Below are 17,312 nucleotides of genomic sequence, written 5' to 3'. Positions count from 1 at the left end.
ATGCGGCATCCCGTCCGCGGTTGCCTGGGCAACCGGCGAGGGGATGGTGCCGGCGCGGTCAGGCGCGTGCGGCGATGGCCGCGGCGCCTGCCGCGGTAAATTCGGCGATCCGGTCCCGCGGCGTCGAGTCGCTGACCAGGGCCTCGCCCACCAGGATGGCGTTGGCACCGCTGGCAGCGTAGTGCGTGACGTCGTCGACGCCCCGCACCCCGGACTCGGCGATGACCAGCGCTTCGGCGGGAATCATCCCGGCGAGGGACGCGAAAACGGAACGGTCGACGTCGAGCGTCTTGAGGTTGCGCACGTTCACGCCGATGATGCGCGCCTCAGCCGCCACCGCGCGTTCGATTTCCTCTTCCGTGTGCGTCTCCACGAGCACGTTCATGCCAAGTTCGCGGCTGAGCGCACTGAAATCCCGGAGCTCGCCGTCCGACAGCGCTGCAACGATCAGCAGGATCAGGTCCGCACCGTGGGCGCGGGCCTCCCAGATCTGGTATTCGTCGAGCGTGAAGTCCTTGCGCAGCAGCGGCACGTCCACGCGGGCACGGACGGCATCCAGGTCCGCGAGGGAGCCGTTGAAGCGGCGCTGTTCGGTGAGGACGCTGATGACGGCGGCACCGCCGTCGGCGTACTGCTCAGCGAGCGATGCCGGGTCCACGATGGCCGCGAGGTCGCCCTTGGAGGGGCTGCGCCGTTTGATTTCGGCAATGACTTTCAGCTGGTTCCGCCGGGCCGACGGGCCGTCAAGGGCGGCCCAGGCGTCACGCGCCGGAACAGCCGCGGCGGCCAGGTCCTTCAGTTCCGCAAGCGAAACGAGGCGCTTCCTGGCCTCCATATCCTCCCTGACACCGGCATTGATGTCATCGAGAACAGTCGCCATCAGTGGCCGGAGTTCTTCAGCTTGCTGCCTTCGACGCCGTAGCCTGCCTTGCGCATGACGAAGCCCAGGATCAGGCCGAGGACCATCACGGCTGCACCGGCGATGAAGATCGGGGTGTTGGCAATGACAAAGGCGATGGAGCAGACCAGCGCGCCGACCAGCATCACGATCACGCAGGTCCAGGCTGCAGGGCTGTTGCCGTGGCCGAGTTCCTGGCTGTGGTCAACGCCGTGGTGGACAGCGGATTCCGTGGCGGACTTGGACGCGGACGCGGGTGCTTTGCTCATGTGAATCTCCTCAGGATCAATACTGCTTACATTCTGCCATTTTTTGGCCGGGACCCGGTTATCGGCCGCCCGCAGTGGGGCCTGTGACCGGTCCGGCGCCCCTGGCGCGCTCAGGTGGGGTCGTCTCCGCGTGAGAGCCTGTCCCAGCTGTCGATCTCGTCAACGGGTCCCGCGGCCGGTGCACTGCCTGTGGTCCGCGCGTCGTACTTTGTCCGGGACTTCCAGTAACGGCCCGCCGGAATGATCAGCAGGGCGCCCAGGGCGAGCAGGACACCGACGACGACGGCGATCGCCGGGAACGCGGTCACGCCCACTTCGGCGCTGCTTCCGGTAACTCCGGTGGCGGCGGCGATGGAGCCCTGCGCGGCGGACAGCGGGTCAGCCAGCACGGTGGCTGCTGCGGCCACAATGCCGGCCGAGGCCAGCACGATGATGGCCGTGATGATCCAGCGCGCGATCCGTCCGGCGATGGCCGCGGCCAGGCCTCCGGCCAGGGCAACAAGGGCCAGCGCCGTCACCGTGGTGGCCGCCTTGCTCCCCTGCACCTGCAGTGCGGTCTGGGCACTCCCGGCCTGGCCCACCTGGTCCGGGTCCAGGCTGACGGTGATCCAGGTCTGCGTGGTGGTACCGAACACGGCCAGCGCCAGGGCCGCGACCAGCAGGACCAGCGTGGACTTGCGGGCCCACGCCGGCGTACCCGCGGCTTTGGCCGTGTTGCCGGCCGTGACGTCCGGAACCGGCATCAGGCGCCCGCCTGCGTGGTGCTGCCGGCGTCGGCGGATCCGGCGCCGGTGGATCCGGCGTCGGGGATGGTCTCGGCCGAGATGTTGTGCAGGGAACCGGCGGTGTGGACTGCCCGAAGGGGCGCGGCAGCCTTGTTCACGGTTTCCAGGGCTTCGGTGGGGTTGACGGAGTCCGCCACGATGCCGCCGCCGGCCTGGACGTAGGCCCGGCCTTCGCGGAGCAGTGCCGACCGGATGGCGATGGCCATGTCCATGTCCCCGGCGAAGTCCAGGTAGCCCACAACGCCGCCGTAGATGCCGCGGCGGTGGGGCTCGAGTTCGTCGAGCAGGCGCAGGGCGCGGGGTTTGGGCGCGCCGGACAGCGTGCCTGCCGGGAACGTGGCTTTCAGGACGTCGTAGGCCTTGGCCTGCGGTGACAGCTTTCCCACCACGGTGGAGACGAGGTGCATGATGTGGCTGAACCGCTCCACTTCCATGAACTGCGTGACGTCCACCGTCCCCGCGACGCAGACCTTGGAGAGGTCGTTGCGGGAAAGGTCCACCAGCATGAGGTGCTCGGCCCGTTCCTTCTGGTCGGCCAGGAGTTCCTCGGCCAGGGCCTTGTCCCCTTCGACCGTCTTGCCGCGGGGGCGTGACCCGGCGATCGGGTGGGTGATGACTTCCTCGCCGGTCACCGTGACCAGCGCCTCGGGTGAGGAGCCGACGATGGAGTACTCCCGGCCGTCCGCGTCCTCGAGGCTGAAGATGTACATGTACGGGCTCGGGTTGGTGTTGCGCAGCACCCGGTACACGTCCAGGGGCGACGCGCCGCACTCCATCTCGAAGCGGCGGGAGATCACCACCTGGAAAACTTCGCCGTCGATGATGGCTTCCTTGCCGCGGTCCAGGGCGGCGAGGTAGTCGGTTTCGTCCCAGCGTTCCTGCACGCTGGAGGCGAAGTCCAGCGCGGCGGGCTCCAGGACGGAAACCGGCTGGGCCACGGGAGTGCTGATCTGTGTCAGCAGGGCTTTGACCCGGGCCACGGCGTCGTGCCAGGCCTCATCCACGCGGTCCGAGCTGCCGTCGAAGTTGATGGCGTTGGCGATCAGCAGGACCGTGCCGTCCACGTTGTCGTGCACGGCCATGTCCGTGACCAGGTTAAGGGCCATCTCGGGGAGGTGCAGGTCGTCCTCGGGCGGGCTGGTCAGCCGTTCCCAGTGCCGGACGGTTTCCCAGCCCAGGAATCCCACCAGACCCGAGGTGAACGGCGGCAGCCCGTCGAACCGGTCAGTGCGGAGGGCCTCGATGGTGTCCCGGATGGCGTCCACGGGATTGCCGTCGACGGGCACACCCACGGGCGGCTGTCCCAGCCAGTGGGCGTTGCCGTCCTTGGTGGTGAGGGTGGCGCGCGACTTGGCGCCGATGAACGAGTAGCGGGACCAGGTCCCGCCCACCGCCGCTGACTCCATCAGGAACGTGCCGGGCTGGCCCTGGGCCAGCTTCCTGTAGAGGCCGATGGGGGTCTCCGCGTCCGCCAGCACCTTGAGGCGGACGGGAATGACACGGCTGCTGCCTGCGAGTTCGCGGAACTCCTCGAGGCCCGGGCTGATGATTCCAAGGTCCTGCATGGCTATGCTTCTCCGCCTGTTCTTCTTCGACGCCGGTGGAGGGCGTCAGTTGTATGCTGCCGAAAGTATGTTTTGGGTGCGGGCCGGTCTCCCGCCCGGGAAGTTACGCCAGGGACGGCGGTCAGACCGCGGTGCCGGTCTGGACTTCAAGGCCCCTGCCGTCGAAGCAGGTGCGGGTCCCCGTGTGGCACGCGGCGCCAACCTGGTCCACGCGCACCAGGAGGGCGTCGCCGTCGCAGTCCATGGCCACGGACTTGACCCACTGGACGTGGCCGGAGGTGTCGCCCTTGCGCCAATACTCCTGGCGGGAGCGGGAGTAGAACGTGACCCGGCCGCTGGTCATGGTGCGGTGCAGGGCTTCGTCGTCCATCCAGCCGAGCATGAGGACCTCGTTGGTGTCGAACTGCTGGACGACGGCGGCCACCAGCCCGGCGCTGTCCCGCTTGAGCGCAGCGGCGAGATCAGCGGGAAGCGGGCTGGCTTCGGGGGTCGCTGCCGGGGCGGCCGCAGCGGGTGCGGGCAGGGGCGATCCGGGGGCTGGGGCGGGGGCGGGCTGCTCAGACATCAGACCAAGTCTAGTGCCTCTGCAGGGCCCCGGCCGGTGTATGAACAACGGCACGTTCGGGCGGGCGGTTCTGCTGCCCAACTCCCCCGGTGTCGTGCTAGTTTCACAAGTGATGCATTTCGTCGATCCGTCCCGAGAAGTCCTGGCCGAAACCCTGCTGGCGGCCGGCCCTGATGCCCCCACCCTTTGCAGAGGATGGCGCACCAGGGACCTTGCCGCGCACCTTTACCTGCGCGAACGCAAGGCCGCCGTGGGACTGGGCCTCATCATCAAGAGCCTCTCCAAGGCCTCGGACAAAGCCACCGCCAAGCTGGCCGCGAAGCTGAAGACCGGCGATGACTACACCCGGCTGGTGAACACTTTCCGGGCAGGTCCGCCGGCGCTGTCGCCCATGAACATCAAGGCCCTGGACGAAAGCTCCAACCTCATTGAGTACTTTGTCCACACGGAAGACATCCGCCGTGCCGTGGACCGCTGGGCTCCCCGGCAACTCGACGAGGCCTACTCAGAGGCACTCTGGGACGAGCTGATCAAGCGCGCCGCCATCCTGTACCGCGGCGTGGACCTTGGCATCGTGCTGGTCCGGCCCTCCGGCCCGCGGCACGTGGCCAAGCGCGCCCCCGTATCGGTGGCCATCGTCGGCGAGCCCGGCGAGCTGCTGATGCACGCCCACGGCCGGACACGCCACGCCCTGGTCACCTTCGAAGGCCAGCCCGACGCCGTCGCGCTCCTCCAGTCCGCAGAAGTGGGCCTGTAACAAAGCAACGCGGGGTCACTTCCGGCCCAATAATCGTGGTTTATCGGGCAGGAAGTGACCCCGCGTTGCTCTCGCGGGCAGGGACTAACGGACTTCGAAGCCTGCGTCGCGGATGGCCTGCTTGACCTGGGACATCATGTCGTCCGGGCCCCAGTGGAAGATCGAGGCTGCCAGCACGGCGTCCGCTCCGGCGGCGACGGCCGGGGCAAAGTGCGCCGGCTCCCCCGCCCCGCCCGACGCGATGATCGGAACCCGCACCGCTGCGCGGACCAGGCGGATCAGCTCCAGGTCGAAGCCGTCCTTGGTGCCGTCGGCGTCGATGGAGTTCAGCAGGATTTCGCCCACCCCGCGGTCCGCGGCCTCCTTGGCCCAGGCGATGGCGTCGATACCCGTGCCCGTCCGGCCGCCGTGCGTGGTGACTTCAAAGCCCGACGCCGTGGGCTGGGATCCGGGGCGGGTGCGGCGGGCATCCACCGAGAGGACCAGCACCTGCGATCCGAAGTGGCGCGTGATTTCGTCGATGACGTCCGGGCGGGCCACCGCTGCCGTGTTGATGGAGGCCTTGTCCGCGCCGAAGCGCAGGAGCTTGTCCACTTCCGCGACACCGCGGACGCCGCCGCCAACGGTCAGCGGGATGAAGACTTCCTCGGCGGTGCGGCGGACCACGTCGAAGGTGGTTTCGCGGTTGCCGGAGGACGCCGTGACATCCAGGAAGGTCAGTTCGTCGGCGCCGGCGTTGTCGTAGCGGTGTGCCAGCTCCACCGGGTCACCGGCGTCGCGGAGCCCTTCAAAGTTGACGCCCTTGACGACGCGGCCGGCGTCGACGTCGAGGCACGGGATGACTCGTACAGCTACAGCCATGGGTACTCCTGGAATTCTTGTTGATTCTGCTGTGCCGCGCTAACCCGGCGGGAGGCTCAGATGCGGCAGGCGTGGATGCTGCTGACCAGGATGGCGCGGGCGCCCAGGTCGTAGAGCTCGTCCATGATCCGGTTGGTTTCCTTCTTGGGCACCATGGAGCGGACGGCCACCCAGTCCGAATCGCGCAGCGGCGAGACCGTGGGTGATTCCAGGCCGGGGGTCAGCGCGGCGGCCTGCTCGACCAGTTCCTTGCGGATGTCGTAGTCCATCAGGACGTACTGGCGCGCTACCAGGACACCCTGGAGGCGGCGGATCAGGACTTCGATTTCCTTGGCGGTGCCGTTCGCGGCGCCGCCCTCTTCGGTGCGCTTGATCAGCACGGCCTCGGACTTGAGGATCGGATCGCCGAAGATCTCCATCCCGGCGGCCTTGAGGGTGTTGCCGGTTTCGACGACGTCGGCAATGGCGTCCGCGACGCCGAGGCGCACGGAGGATTCAACGGCGCCGTCGAGGCGGACCACCTTGGCTTTGATGCCGAGCCCGGCGAGGTAGCCGCGGAGCAGGCCGTCGTAGCTGGTGGCGAGGCGCTTGCCCTCAAGCTGTTCGACGCTCGCGAAGTCGCCCACCGGGCCCGCGAAGCGGAACGTGGAGGCGGCGAACCCCAGGGGCATCAGCTCCTCAGCCTCCACCTCCGCGTCCAGCAGGAGGTCGCGGCCGGTGATGCCGACGTCGAGCGTTCCCTGCCCAACATAGACGGCGATGTCGCGGGGGCGGAGGAAGAAGAATTCAATGTCGTTGTCCGGGTCCACCATGACCAGTTCGCGGGTGTCGCGGCGCTGGCGGTAGCCGGCTTCGGACAGCATGGCGGAGGCGGCTTCGGACAGGGAGCCTTTATTGGGGACGGCTACTCGCAGCATGGGGGGTCTTTCTAGGTTGGGAGGTCTGTTGATCAGGCAAACGGGCCACGCGGGGACAGGACTGGTGATGCCAGCCGCTGCCGCAGTGGCTACAGATGCTTGTAGACGTCTTCCAGGGTCAGGCCTTTGGCGAGCATCAGAACCTGCAGGTGGTACAGCAGCTGGGAGATTTCCTCGGCCGCGGCTTCATCGGATTCGTACTCGGCGGCCATCCATACTTCGGCTGCTTCTTCCACGACTTTCTTGCCGATGCCGTGGACTCCGGACTCCAATTCAGCGACGGTGCGGGAGCCTGCCGGGCGGGTGGCTGCCTTTTCACTCAGTTCAGCGAACAGCGTCTCGAAATTCTTCACGCCCTACAGCCTACTTGCTGCGGGCCGGAGGGCGCCTGTCGGGCCGTTGCATGACGGGCGCGGTGTGAGTGAAGACACACCGCGCCCGTCAGCGTGCTACGTGTACTGCTTGAGGACGACGGCGGTGGCGAGGGCAGCGGTGACGGCCTCGTGGCCCTTGTCCTCGCTGGATCCGGGGAGTCCGGCACGGTCAAGGCCCTGCTGCTCGGTGTCGCAGGTCAGGACGCCGAAACCTACCGGCACGCCGGTGGCGACGCTGACGTTGGTCAGGCCCGACGTCGCCGCCTCGCAGACGTATTCGAAGTGCGGCGTACCGCCGCGGATCACGACGCCGAGGGCAACCACGGCGTCAAAGTGCGGTGCCAGCCGCGCGGCCGCGACCGGCAGCTCGAAGGCTCCGGGGACGCGCAGGACGGTCGGTTCGCTGATTCCGGCGTCCTTGGCGGCGCGGAGCGCGCCGTCCAGCAGGCCGTCCATGATCTGGGTGTGCCAGCTCGCGGCCACGATGGCCAGCCTGAGCTGCGACGTTTCCGCCGGGTTGAGGGTAGTGAGGTCGATATCGGGTGCGCCGTGGCCACTCATGGGTATTTTGGTTCCGTTCTTCAGTCTTGTTCGTGCTGGAAAGTTTCGGGCGCGGAGCCAGCCCCCACCACATGGGTGTCCAGCGTCAGCCGGTGCTCCATGCGGTCCTTTTTGGTCTGCAGGTAGCGGATGTTCTGGTCGCGTGAAGGCACCTCGGTGGGAACCATCTCCACTACCTTTACCCCTGCTTTGGCGAGCCTGTTCTGCTTGTCCGGGTTGTTGCTCAGCAGCCGGACCTCGTGCAGGCCCATCTCCGCCAGGACCTGTGCGGCCGCGCTGTAGGAACGTGCGTCCACCGGCAGGCCCAGCTGCTCATTGGCTTCCACGGTGTCGAAACCGGCCTCCTGGAGGGCGTAGGCCTTGATCTTGTTGGCCAGCCCGATCCCCCGCCCTTCCTGTCCGCGCAGGTACAGCAGGGTGCCGCCATACGCGTGAATCATTTCCAGGGCGTAGGCCAGCTGTTCGCCGCAGTCGCAGCGGTAGGACCCAAAGATGTCACCAGTGAGGCACTCTGAGTGGAGCCGGACCAAGGGAGCCTTGCCGTCCTGGGGCGGGTTGGGGGAACTGACTGCGAGGTGCTCCGCGCCGGTGACAAGGTCGGTCCAGGCCTGGGCGATGAAGTCGCCGAACGCCGTCGGCAGCTGCACGATGGGCCCGCCGCTGACCGGATGGTGGACCTTTCCGTTGCCCGCCTGCGCGTGCTGGCTGCTGTGGTGGCTGTTGCCCGTAGCCCCGGACGCCGTCATCATTTCTCCTCTTCTCCGCCCGGGCGTCCTGCCCGGGTACTGCCGTGGGCGGGCGTGCCCGCTGCCTCAAGGTAGGCCACCAGGTCTTCGATCGAGATCAGGGGGCAACCATGTTCGGCAGCGAAGGCACGGAGCCCGTCCAACCGCATCATTTCACCGTCGTCGTACACAACTTCCGCGATCACGCCCACCGGTTCCAGGCCGGCCAGCCGGCACAGGTCCACGGCCGCTTCAGTATGGCCGGGGCGTTCACGCACTCCACCGTTAACCGCCCGCAGCGGGAAAATATGCCCGGGCCGGGTCACCGATGCCGAACCCGCGGCGGGGTCGGCCAGGATGCGGGCCGTCAGGGCCCGGTCCGTGGCCGAGATGCCGGTGCTGACGCCCACGGCGGCGTCGCAGGACACCGTGTAGGCGGTGCCCTTGGAATCCTGGTTCACCGCGACCATCGGCGGCAGCGCGAGCGCGTCGGCCCGTTCCCCGGACAGCGGGACGCAGATGACGCCGGAGCTGTACCGGATGGTCCAACCCATCAGGGCAGGAGTCGCGTGCTGGGCGGCAAAAATGATGTCGCCTTCGTTTTCGCGGTCCTCGTTGTCCACCACCAGGACGGGCCTGCCGGCGGCCATGGCGCGGATGGCGTCCTCCACCGGGTCAAGTCCCAGGGCGGCGTCCGTTGCCGGCTCAAGGTGTGCGGTGCCGTTCATCGGGTTCCTCCTGTGGCTGCGCCGGTGCTGAAGGCCAGCAGCCGTTCGGTGTACTTGGCGAGGACGTCCACCTCAAGGTTGACCCTGCTGCCGGTGGTTTTGGCACCCAGTCCGGTTTCGGCAAGCGTGGTGGGGATCAGCCCCACTTCGAACCAGGGCTCCGGTTCCGGGGCGGGGCTGACGGCCGTGACGGTCAGCGAGACGCCGTCAATGGCGATGGAGCCCTTTTCGGCGATGTACCGGGCGAGGTTGCCGGGCACGGCGAAGCGCAGCCGTTCCCAGTTTCCCAGTGCCTCGCGCTCCACGAGCTGCCCGACGCCGTCGACATGGCCCTGGACAACGTGGCCGTCAAGGCGGCCGCCGGCCGGGACGCACCGCTCAAGGTTGACGGAGTCGCCGGCGGCGAGTTCGCCGATGGTGCTGCGGACCAGGGTTTCGCCCATCACGTCGACGCTGAAGTCCTTGCCGTCAATCTGCGTGGCGGTCAGGCACACGCCGTTCACGGCGATGGAGCCGCCCAGGGCAAGGCCTTCGGTGCTGGCGGGGGCGTGGAGCCTGACGGTGGCGCTGGTGTCGCCGTCCCGGTCCACGGACAGGACCTGTCCCTGTTCGGCAATAATTCCGGTAAACATCAGTGGCCTCCCAAGGCTGGTTCGGCGCCGCCCAGGCGCGCAAGTGGTTCAGAGTGCGGTTGTGGTTCCAAAGTTTGAGTGTGTTGGGGACGGAGGTGCAGCCGAAGGTCCCGGCCGAGGGTCCTGACGGCGCCGCCATCGGACTCGTCCCAGTCCCATTGCTGCGCGTCCGGCAACGTGGTGATCCCGAGCCCGTTCAGTGCAGGCGTCCCGGATCCCAGCAGCGTCGGGGCCAGGTACACGATCAGCTCGTCCACGAGGCCGGCCGCCAGGAAGGCACTGAGGATCCGGGAGCCGCCCTCCACCATGACGTGGCGGATTCCCGCCGCGTACAGCTGCGTGAGCGCTTCGTGCGGTTCACGGGTCGGCAGGTGGATAACCCGGCCGTCGTCGCCGCGGATGGCGGCGTCGGCCGGGATGTCCCGCAGGCCCATCACGGCCCGGAGGGGCTGCCTGCCGGACACGGCACCTGACGCGTCGCGGGCGGTGAGCCGCGGGTTGTCGATGAGGACGGTCTGGGTGCCCACCAGGATGGCGTCAATCCTGCCGCGCAGCCCGTGGTTGTCGGCCAGCGATTCCGGGCTGGAGATCCACTGGCTGGTCCCGTCCTCGGCGGCGATGCGGCTGTCGAGAGTCTGGGCGATGTGGAGCGTCACGAACGGCCGTTTCGCGGCAACGCCCTGGAACCACTGGCGGTTCAGCTCAAGGGCCTCCCCCGCGGCGAGGCCGCTGCGGACCTCGACCCCGGCTTCGCGAAGCGTGGCTGCGCCGCCTGCCGCCGGGTCGTGGGGGTCGTCCACGGCGTAGATGACGTCCGTGATTCCGGCTTCGATGATGGCCTGGGCGCACGGCCCGGTCCGGCCGACGTGGTTGCACGGTTCGAGCGTGACCAGCATGGTGGCGCCGTGCAGGTTCAGGCCGGCCGCGGCCGCCTGGGCGATCGCGTCGGCCTCGGCGTGTGCCGTCCCGGCGCCGCGGTGGTAGCCCGTCACGAGGTGCTTGCCCTCGGAATCAACGACGACGGCGCCCACCAGGGGGTTCGCGCCGCGTGGTCCGCGCAGGGCTGCTTCCAGTGCTGCATCCATCGCGGATGCTTCCGCCGGACTGAAGGCCGTCACTATTTCTTCGTTGGGCGCCGGGGCCTGCTGCCGTGTGGGCGCGGTCATGGCAGGACCGCCGGGCAGGCTTGGTGGGATTCCACGCCGTGAGGAGTCAGGGCGTCGAAGAGCCATCGCAAGGGGTTCATGTGTGTTGTCGTTCCTTCCCTCTAGAACCGCGATGGCTCCGGGGGTATACGACAGCAGAAGGCTGCGGCATCAAAAGATGCCGCAGATACAGCTGTACGTGCTTCTCTCATCCAGACTTTAACTGTCGGTACCGGAATTTCACCGGTTCAACCGTCCGCCGGTTCCCTCCCTGGATGGGGAAAGCGCCGGCTCGCGGGTCGCGGACTGTCACCGCCGGTTCGGACTTACACCGACCCCGGAGCACGTATTGTGTGTTGCTATTCTGCCACAACCATGAAGGTGGCCTGACTATTCCGGCGACCCCGCGCGTAACGTTTGGCTGCCCGCCTTGCGCAGCCGTTCGATGGCCGCTGCCGGGTCCTCCGCACCGTACACCGCGGAGCCGGCGACGAAGACGTTGGCTCCCGCTTCGGCTGCCCGGGTGATGGTTTCCTCGGTGATGCCGCCGTCCACCTGGATGGCCACGCCGATCCCTGAACCGTCGATCGCTGCCCTGGCCCGGCGGATCTTCGGAAGAGTGAGGTCCAGGAACGCCTGGCCGCCGAAGCCGGGCTCCACCGTCATGATGAGCAGCATGTCCAGCTCGGCCAGCATGTCCAGGTAGGGCTCAACGGGCGTACTTGGCCGCAATGCCATGCCTGCCTTCGAACCCCGGGCCCGGAGTTCGCGCGCCAGCTTAATGGGGGCAATCGATGCCTCGGCATGGAACGTGACGGACGCGAGGCCTGCGTCCGCGAATCCGGGTGCCCAGCGGTCGGCGTCGGCGATCATCAGGTGGGCGTCCAGCGGCACCGGGCTGACGGCCTGGATCCGCTGGACCACCGGCAGGCCGAGGGTGAGGTTGGGGACGAAGTGGTTGTCCATCACGTCCACGTGCACGGCGTCGGCATTGCTGATGCGGTGCAGCTCGGCTTCGAGGTTGACGAAGTCGGCGGAGAGGATGCTCGGGTTGATGCAGCATTGCGTCATGGGTGACCCTTTCACTGGTCAGGCCTTTTTACGGATCAGGGCGAGGAACATGGCGTCCGTGCTGTGGACGTGGGGCCAGAGCTGGGCGGTCAGCCCGTTCCCGGCGCCCAGGTTGCCGGTGAGGCTGACGCTGTCCAGGACCGCGCCGGCATCCAGCAGTTCGAGGTCGTCGCGCTTCCGCAATGCATCGGTGACGACGGCGGTTGTTTCGGCGGGGTGCGGCGAGCACGTCACGTACGCCACCACACCGCCGGGGCGGACGGCCGCGAGGGCCGACTTGAGCAGGTCCCGCTGCAGTGGCCCAAGGTCCGCAAGGTCCTTGGGCGTGCGGCGCCAGCGGGACTCCGGACGACGGCGGAGCGCGCCCAGTCCGCTGCACGGAACATCCACCAGGACCCGGTCAAATGATTCGGGCTGCTCGGTGCCGACCTCCCGGCCGTCGCCGGTGCGGACGCGCCAGGCGTCCCTGGGCACGGCAGACAAGGCCTGGCTGACGAGTTTGGCCCGGTGCGGGGCCGGTTCGTTCGCGAGGAGCGAGGCACCCCGGGCATTGGCCAGGGCACCGAGAAGGGCGGCCTTGCCACCGGGGCCTGCGCACAGGTCCAGCCAGGTTTCCGGGCTCTCGTCGTGGTCCAGGTCCACCGCTGCCAGCGCGCGGGCCACCAGCTGCGAGCCGACGTCCTGGACCCGGGTGGTTCCTTCCCGCACGGATGCCAGCCGGCCGAGGTCGCCGCCGCTGGAGAGGGCCGAGCCTTCCACCAGTTCCCCGGGGGTGGCTCCGTTTTCAAGGGCTTCGTCGAGGCTTCCCAGTCCAGGCAGGGCCACCAGGTTGACCACCGGGGCCGCGTTGTCGGCTTCCAGGAGATCGTTGATTTCGGCGGCGGACCGGCCGTGGGCCACGAGCGACTGGCGCATGGCGCGGACGATCCATTCCGGGTGCGCGTACTTGATGGAGGCGACCTTGGTTTCGTCGGTTTCGCCGGCGACCAGCAGGTCCAGCCATTCCTCGAGCGTGTGCGCCGTGACCTTCCGGAGCACCGCGTTGATGAGGGCGGACGGGCCGGCGCCAATCACGGCGCGGGCCAGGCCAACGGTCTGGTCCAGGGCTGCGTGGGCCGGTACGCGCATGGCCAGCAGCTGGTGCGTGCCGATACGCAGGGCATCGAGGATGGCCGGATCCAGCTGGTCCAGCGGCCTGTCAACGCAGCGGGATAGGACGGCGTCGTACGTGCCCTGGCCGCGGAGGGCGCCGTAGCTCAGTTCCGTGGCGAATCCGGCGTCGCGTTTGTCCAGCCCGTGGTGGCGGATCCGTGACGGCAGCACCAGGTTGGCGTAGGCGTCTTCCGCTGCGACGGCCCGGAGGACTTCGAAGGCCACCAGCCGGGCGGGATCGGCCCGGCGGGTCCGCTGCGCCGGAGCGTTTTCGGTAAAGCTCCGCTGCGAGGGGCGGTTGCGTTCCCGGCCCTGCGCGTTGCGTTGGCTGTTGTCGCGCTGGCCGCCGCCGCCACGGCCGCGCTGCGAGCCGCTGCTGCGCTGGCCGTCGCCGCCGGCGTTGCCGCCACGGCCGGTGCCGCCTGTGTTTCCGCCGGACATGCTCATTCGAACACCACGCTTTCAAGGGAAGCCATGCCGCGGGCCCAATCGGCCGCGGCCATCATCTTTTTGCCGGCGGGCTGGATCCGCGTCAGCTCCACCGCATGGGAGCCGGTGCCCACCAGGACGCTCTTGCCATTGAGCACCAGCGCGCCGGGGGCAACGTCCGTGGCATCCGGCCGCAGCCGGACGGGTTCCAGCTTGATCCGCTGTCCGTCGAGGGTGGTCCAGGCGCCGGGCTCGGGGGTGACCCCGCGGGCGCGGCGCCCGATGGCCAGGGCCGGCTGCTGCCAGTCGAGCCGGCCGTCGTCGAGGGTCAGTTTGGGGGCGAGGGTAACGTCTCCCTGCTGCGGCTGCGCGGCAGCTTTGCCGGCGTCGACGGCTGAGATGGTCTGGGCCAGGAGCACCGCACCGCTGTGGGACAGCCGCTCGAGCAGCCGCCCGGCGGTGTCCTCGGGGCCGACGCCCTCAGTCAGGGTTCCGAACACGGGCCCGGTGTCCAGGCCGGCTTCCAGCTGGAAGGTCACCGCGCCCGTGACGTCGTCGCCCGCGATCACCGAACGCTGTACGGGGGCGGCGCCGCGCCAGGCAGGCAGCAGGGAGAAGTGCAGGTTGATCCAACCATGCCGCGGAACGTCCAGGGCTGCCGGGGGGATCAGTCCGCCGTAGGCAACAATGGCTGCGACGTCCGGGCTGACCGCGGCGATCTTTGCGGTCACGTCCGCATCCACCTTGGCGGCGTGGATAACGTCAATGCCCAGTTCGGCGGCCCGCTGTGCAACGGGCGACGGCGTGAGCACGCGTTTGCGTCCCACCGGCGCGTCCGGGCGGGTCAGGACTGCAACGACGTCGAAGCCTGCCTGCACCAGGGCGTCCAGCGAGGGCACCGCAACCGCGGGGGTGCCGGCGAAAAGTACCCTCATTCAGCAGCACCCGGCGCCGCGGCACCGAAGCTTGCCCCGCCCGAACCGGCGCCACCGAAGCTGGCCCCGCCGAAACTGGATCCGACGGTCTTGGCCCGCTTCGCCGTCGTTTGCTCCGTAATGGCTTCGTAGTTGGCGTTGCGGATGGAACGCAGGGCCTTTTTCCGGTCCTCGCCCTCCAGCCGGTCGGTGTAGAGGATGCCGTCCAAGTGGTCGGTCTCGTGCTGGAAGCAGCGGGCCAGCATGCCTTCTCCCTCAACGGTGACGGGATTGCCGTGGAGGTCAACGCCGGTGACCTTGGTGGCCCGGAACCGCCGGACGGGGAACCCCAGCCCGGGGATGGACAGGCAGCCTTCCACGTGGTCCGGTTGGTAGTCGTCGCTGTTTTCCAGGACCGGATTAATGATGTGGCCGTCCACGCCGCCGACGCGGTAGGTAAAGACCCGCCGGCTGACGCCGATCTGGGGGGCGGCCAGGCCGGCGCCCTCGACGTCTTCCATGGTCTCGGTCATGTCCGCCACCAGCTTGGCCAGCTCAGGCCCGAACTCCGTCACGGGATCGGCCACTGTGCGCAGCACAGGGTCGCCGATGATGCGGATATTCAGAATGGCCATGTGCTTGTCTTCCCTCAGGGTTGGCGGATTGGGAACCAATCCAGTTTAGGCGGTGCGCAGGAGGCTAGGCGGTCCGTGCCGGCAGGGGCGGCGGGACAGGGATGAGGGCCGTGCCGGCGCTGATGGTGTCGGCGGAAAGCTCCCAGACGCGGCGCAGCGCGCAGAACTTCCACCAGTGGTGCTTCAGGACGTCCGGGTTGGCACGGACCGGGCGCACTTCCGTTTCGCCGATGGCCACGGCTAAAAGCACAGGGTTCTCGCCATACTTCCAGGGCTCCCATTCCCCGGCGACCGGATCCACCAGGCTTTCCTCGGCCTTCATCCCGGCCACCAGCTGCATGACCACCTTGTCATCGAGGGGCTTGACGGTGCCGTCCCGGGTGGTGCCTTTGGTTTTGTAGTCAATGACACAGATCCTGCCGTTGATCTTCGCCACCAGGTCCAGCGTGCCGGCGTAACCCACTGATTTGTTCCAGACAGTGATTTCCGGGGCGATGGGCTCCACCCGGTACAGCTCCCACCACTCGTCGAACCGCACGGCAAAGGCTTCCTCCCCGTTGGCGGCCAGCGCCTCCCGGGTTTCTTTCATGGCATGCGGACGGCCCAGGGCACGCAGCGCCACCTGCTCGCAGTAGTTGTGGACGCGGTCTCCGCGTTTGGCGGCTTCATCGCGGTACGTTTCGGCGGCCTTCGCTGCCCGGTTGACCGCCTGGCGGATCTTGGCCGGGCTGCCGAGGCAGTCTGCCAGCAGCGGATCCTTGGCCAGGCTGCTGGCACCCATGTAGCCAAACCAGCCGTCCAGACCGTGCGGCTGCTGGCCGATCACCGTGGTGATGGACGGGACAGTGAACGGCTCAGACGTGGAGCGCGCGTACATGCGGCCGTATTCGGTGGCGTGGGCAAGAAGCGGATCAGTCATACAAAGACTCTTTCACAAGGGGCTGACAGAATGGCCGGCGCAGGAACCCGGGCATAAAAAAGGTCCGTTTCCGCTCCTAAGGAGCGGAAACGGACCGGTTATCGGTGGGCGATACTGGGTTCGAACCAGTGACCTCTTCGGTGTGAACGAAGCGCGCTACCACTGCGCCAATCGCCCCGATGCATTTGAATGCTAGCCCACCCTGAGCCGAATCCGAAATCGGGCCCCAACTCGACCGGCGAACCACCCGAATTACAGGTCTGTAATTCGAAAACTTCCCTAGATTCCGGGGATCCAGGGGCATCCGGGCGGTGCCGGGCACCCCCGATTTGGAGAATCCCTAAACCTCCTATAGAGTTCTTACTCGTTGGAAGCGAGGAAATGCCCAAACGGCAGGGAATCAAGCCAACAAATGCGGACGTAGCTCAGCTGGTAGAGCACCACCTTGCCAAGGTGGATGTCGCGAGTTCGAATCTCGTCGTCCGCTCGCAGGACACTGTCACGGCAAAGGATCTTACGAACCGGCGCTTACACGGTGGGTTGGCCGAGAGGCGAGGCAGCGGCCTGCAAAGCCGTATACACGGGTTCGAATCCCGTACCCACCTCGGTGAAAACCATGGTTTCCGGTTAATCCCGGATGGCAATGGGCGATTGGCGCAGCGGTAGCGCGCTTCCCTGACACGGAAGAGGTCACTGGTTCGATCCCAGTATCGCCCACCAAGCAAGGAAACTTGCTTCATGCAGTTCGTCCGGCCCTGGCCGGCGCACTTCATACGCGGACGTAGCTCAGCTGGTAGAGCACCACCTTGCCAAGGTGGATGTCGCGAGTTCGAATCTCGTCGTCCGCTCTCTTCTTTATAAGAACACATCCCAATAAACCGGACTTCCGGTTCCGGGCGATTGGCGCAGCGGTAGCGCGCTTCCCTGACACGGAAGAGGTCACTGGTTCGATCCCAGTATCGCCCACAAGCAGCAGCTCCCCGGAGCTGCTTTTTTATTGCCCGGCCACATTTCGCCGTTTGACAGGTTTTGTCACAGCACCTTGGCACCTCCAGGAGACAGGGCTAGGATCGGTTGCGGAGGAGCGACCTGGCTCCGCGATTGAAGGGAGGTGCTCGTGGGACTGATTGACGATCTTAAGGGCAAGGCTAAAGGTCTTATCCATGGCAACGAGCAGGCCATCAAGGACGGCATCACCAAGGCCGGCGATTTTGTCGACACCAAGACCGGCGGCAAGTACGCAGGTCACGTGGACAAGATCCAGGACGGCGCTTCCAAGCTCGTTGACAAGAACGGAACCCCCGGTGCCGCACCTGCCGCTGAGCAGGTCCCGCCGGTCACCCCTGTTCCGCCGGTTCCGCCGGTCGACAAGGCTCCGTAACAAGGATTTGGCCAGGGCCTTGCCCTAGC

20 protein-coding genes, 6 tRNA genes and 1 riboswitch are annotated in these 17,312 nt (G+C 67.5%); of the genes, 7 read left to right on the top strand and 19 right to left on the bottom strand.

Annotation, left to right across the window (positions count from 1 at the left end; genetic code table 11):
* Positions 1 to 58: 58 nt before the first annotated feature.
* The 5 genes from trpC to hisI all read right to left on the bottom strand — a co-directional run bounded on the left by trpC (position 59) and on the right by hisI (position 4,082).
* A complete protein-coding gene (trpC, locus tag EYS21_RS16440) occupies positions 59 to 880 on the bottom strand; it encodes an indole-3-glycerol phosphate synthase TrpC (RefSeq protein WP_131134315.1) in 822 nt (273 codons plus the stop codon).
* Complete coding sequence (locus EYS21_RS16435) at positions 880 to 1,167, bottom strand: HGxxPAAW family protein (RefSeq protein ID WP_066285586.1); 288 nt, start codon at positions 1,165 to 1,167, stop codon at positions 880 to 882. The genes trpC and EYS21_RS16435 overlap by 1 nt, the downstream gene beginning before the upstream one ends.
* A 110-nt stretch (positions 1,168 to 1,277) precedes the next feature.
* On the bottom strand, positions 1,278 to 1,910 hold the full coding sequence (locus EYS21_RS16430) for a Trp biosynthesis-associated membrane protein (protein ID WP_131134314.1): 633 nt from the start codon (positions 1,908 to 1,910) through the stop codon (positions 1,278 to 1,280).
* Positions 1,910 to 3,517 (bottom strand): anthranilate synthase component I, encoded by a 1,608-nt coding sequence (locus EYS21_RS16425; protein WP_131134313.1) that lies wholly within the window; start codon positions 3,515 to 3,517, stop codon positions 1,910 to 1,912. Before EYS21_RS16425 ends, EYS21_RS16430 begins: the two co-directional genes overlap by 1 nt.
* A 121-nt stretch (positions 3,518 to 3,638) precedes the next feature.
* Positions 3,639 to 4,082, bottom strand: coding sequence for a phosphoribosyl-AMP cyclohydrolase (gene hisI, locus EYS21_RS16420; RefSeq protein WP_131134312.1), 444 nt, complete (start codon positions 4,080 to 4,082; stop codon positions 3,639 to 3,641).
* Between the two features lie 112 nt (positions 4,083 to 4,194).
* On the opposite strand from hisI, the gene EYS21_RS16415 reads away from it, so the two are divergent.
* The gene (locus EYS21_RS16415) at positions 4,195 to 4,839 is read left to right on the top strand and encodes a TIGR03085 family metal-binding protein (protein WP_131134311.1); all 645 of its coding nucleotides are present in this window, start codon (positions 4,195 to 4,197) and stop codon (positions 4,837 to 4,839) included.
* 84 nt (positions 4,840 to 4,923) lie between these two features.
* Here EYS21_RS16415 and hisF read toward each other — a convergent pair whose 3' ends face one another.
* The 14 genes from hisF to EYS21_RS16345 all read right to left on the bottom strand — a co-directional run bounded on the left by hisF (position 4,924) and on the right by EYS21_RS16345 (position 16,079).
* Positions 4,924 to 5,700 (bottom strand): imidazole glycerol phosphate synthase subunit HisF, encoded by a 777-nt coding sequence (hisF, locus tag EYS21_RS16410; protein ID WP_131134310.1) that lies wholly within the window; start codon positions 5,698 to 5,700, stop codon positions 4,924 to 4,926.
* A gap of 56 nt (positions 5,701 to 5,756) precedes the next feature.
* Positions 5,757 to 6,617, bottom strand: a complete 861-nt coding sequence (gene hisG, locus EYS21_RS16405) for an ATP phosphoribosyltransferase (protein WP_131134309.1) — start codon at positions 6,615 to 6,617, stop codon at positions 5,757 to 5,759.
* A gap of 89 nt (positions 6,618 to 6,706) precedes the next feature.
* Positions 6,707 to 6,970 (bottom strand): phosphoribosyl-ATP diphosphatase, encoded by a 264-nt coding sequence (locus EYS21_RS16400; RefSeq protein WP_028270786.1) that lies wholly within the window; start codon positions 6,968 to 6,970, stop codon positions 6,707 to 6,709.
* A 96-nt stretch (positions 6,971 to 7,066) separates the two neighbouring features.
* Positions 7,067 to 7,552, bottom strand: a complete 486-nt coding sequence (gene ribH, locus EYS21_RS16395; RefSeq protein ID WP_131134308.1) for a 6,7-dimethyl-8-ribityllumazine synthase — start codon at positions 7,550 to 7,552, stop codon at positions 7,067 to 7,069.
* A gap of 20 nt (positions 7,553 to 7,572) precedes the next feature.
* Positions 7,573 to 8,298 (bottom strand): GTP cyclohydrolase II, encoded by a 726-nt coding sequence (gene ribA / locus EYS21_RS16390; protein WP_131134307.1) that lies wholly within the window; start codon positions 8,296 to 8,298, stop codon positions 7,573 to 7,575.
* Positions 8,298 to 9,005, bottom strand: coding sequence for a 3,4-dihydroxy-2-butanone-4-phosphate synthase (gene ribB, locus EYS21_RS16385; RefSeq protein ID WP_131134306.1), 708 nt, complete (start codon positions 9,003 to 9,005; stop codon positions 8,298 to 8,300). The genes ribA and ribB overlap by 1 nt, the downstream gene beginning before the upstream one ends.
* The gene (locus tag EYS21_RS16380; protein WP_131134305.1) at positions 9,002 to 9,637 is read right to left on the bottom strand and encodes a riboflavin synthase; all 636 of its coding nucleotides are present in this window, start codon (positions 9,635 to 9,637) and stop codon (positions 9,002 to 9,004) included. Before EYS21_RS16380 ends, ribB begins: the two co-directional genes overlap by 4 nt.
* On the bottom strand, positions 9,637 to 10,803 hold the full coding sequence (gene ribD / locus EYS21_RS16375; RefSeq protein WP_131134304.1) for a bifunctional diaminohydroxyphosphoribosylaminopyrimidine deaminase/5-amino-6-(5-phosphoribosylamino)uracil reductase RibD: 1,167 nt from the start codon (positions 10,801 to 10,803) through the stop codon (positions 9,637 to 9,639). Before ribD ends, EYS21_RS16380 begins: the two co-directional genes overlap by 1 nt.
* Positions 10,804 to 10,977: 174 nt before the next feature.
* Positions 10,978 to 11,132, bottom strand: a riboswitch (FMN riboswitch).
* A 40-nt stretch (positions 11,133 to 11,172) separates the two neighbouring features.
* Positions 11,173 to 11,853, bottom strand: coding sequence for a ribulose-phosphate 3-epimerase (gene rpe / locus EYS21_RS16370; RefSeq protein ID WP_131134303.1), 681 nt, complete (start codon positions 11,851 to 11,853; stop codon positions 11,173 to 11,175).
* Positions 11,854 to 11,871: 18 nt separating this feature from the next.
* On the bottom strand, positions 11,872 to 13,452 hold the full coding sequence (locus tag EYS21_RS16365) for a transcription antitermination factor NusB (protein ID WP_131134302.1): 1,581 nt from the start codon (positions 13,450 to 13,452) through the stop codon (positions 11,872 to 11,874).
* Positions 13,449 to 14,369 (bottom strand): methionyl-tRNA formyltransferase, encoded by a 921-nt coding sequence (gene fmt, locus EYS21_RS16360; RefSeq protein ID WP_131134301.1) that lies wholly within the window; start codon positions 14,367 to 14,369, stop codon positions 13,449 to 13,451. The genes EYS21_RS16365 and fmt overlap by 4 nt, the downstream gene beginning before the upstream one ends.
* A complete protein-coding gene (def, locus tag EYS21_RS16355) occupies positions 14,366 to 14,983 on the bottom strand; it encodes a peptide deformylase (protein ID WP_131134300.1) in 618 nt (205 codons plus the stop codon). The genes fmt and def overlap by 4 nt, the downstream gene beginning before the upstream one ends.
* Positions 14,984 to 15,047: 64 nt before the next feature.
* Positions 15,048 to 15,902 (bottom strand): cytochrome, encoded by an 855-nt coding sequence (locus tag EYS21_RS16350; RefSeq protein WP_131134299.1) that lies wholly within the window; start codon positions 15,900 to 15,902, stop codon positions 15,048 to 15,050.
* Positions 15,903 to 16,007: 105 nt separating this feature from the next.
* Positions 16,008 to 16,079: transfer RNA gene (locus tag EYS21_RS16345), tRNA-Val, on the bottom strand.
* Positions 16,080 to 16,316: 237 nt separating this feature from the next.
* Here EYS21_RS16345 and EYS21_RS16340 point away from each other — a divergent pair.
* The 6 genes from EYS21_RS16340 to EYS21_RS16315 all read left to right on the top strand — a co-directional run bounded on the left by EYS21_RS16340 (position 16,317) and on the right by EYS21_RS16315 (position 17,283).
* Positions 16,317 to 16,389 (top strand) — tRNA-Gly (locus EYS21_RS16340).
* Positions 16,390 to 16,436: 47 nt separating this feature from the next.
* Positions 16,437 to 16,507, top strand: a tRNA-Cys gene (locus EYS21_RS16335).
* Between the two features lie 40 nt (positions 16,508 to 16,547).
* Positions 16,548 to 16,622 (top strand) — tRNA-Val (locus tag EYS21_RS16330).
* A gap of 55 nt (positions 16,623 to 16,677) precedes the next feature.
* Positions 16,678 to 16,750 (top strand) — tRNA-Gly (locus tag EYS21_RS16325).
* Between the two features lie 46 nt (positions 16,751 to 16,796).
* Positions 16,797 to 16,868 (top strand) — tRNA-Val (locus tag EYS21_RS16320).
* 151 nt (positions 16,869 to 17,019) lie between these two features.
* Positions 17,020 to 17,283 carry an antitoxin gene (locus EYS21_RS16315; RefSeq protein WP_131134298.1) on the top strand — a complete coding sequence of 88 codons (264 nt, stop codon included), beginning with the start codon at positions 17,020 to 17,022 and terminating at the stop codon, positions 17,281 to 17,283.
* The last annotated feature ends 29 nt before the right edge of the window (positions 17,284 to 17,312 follow it).

This window comes from Arthrobacter sp. S39 (assembly GCF_004320525.1).
Classification (GTDB): Bacteria; Actinomycetota; Actinomycetes; order Actinomycetales; family Micrococcaceae; genus Arthrobacter.
Note: the sequence above shows the minus strand (reverse complement) of the source record. Positions and strands in the feature narration are given on the sequence as shown.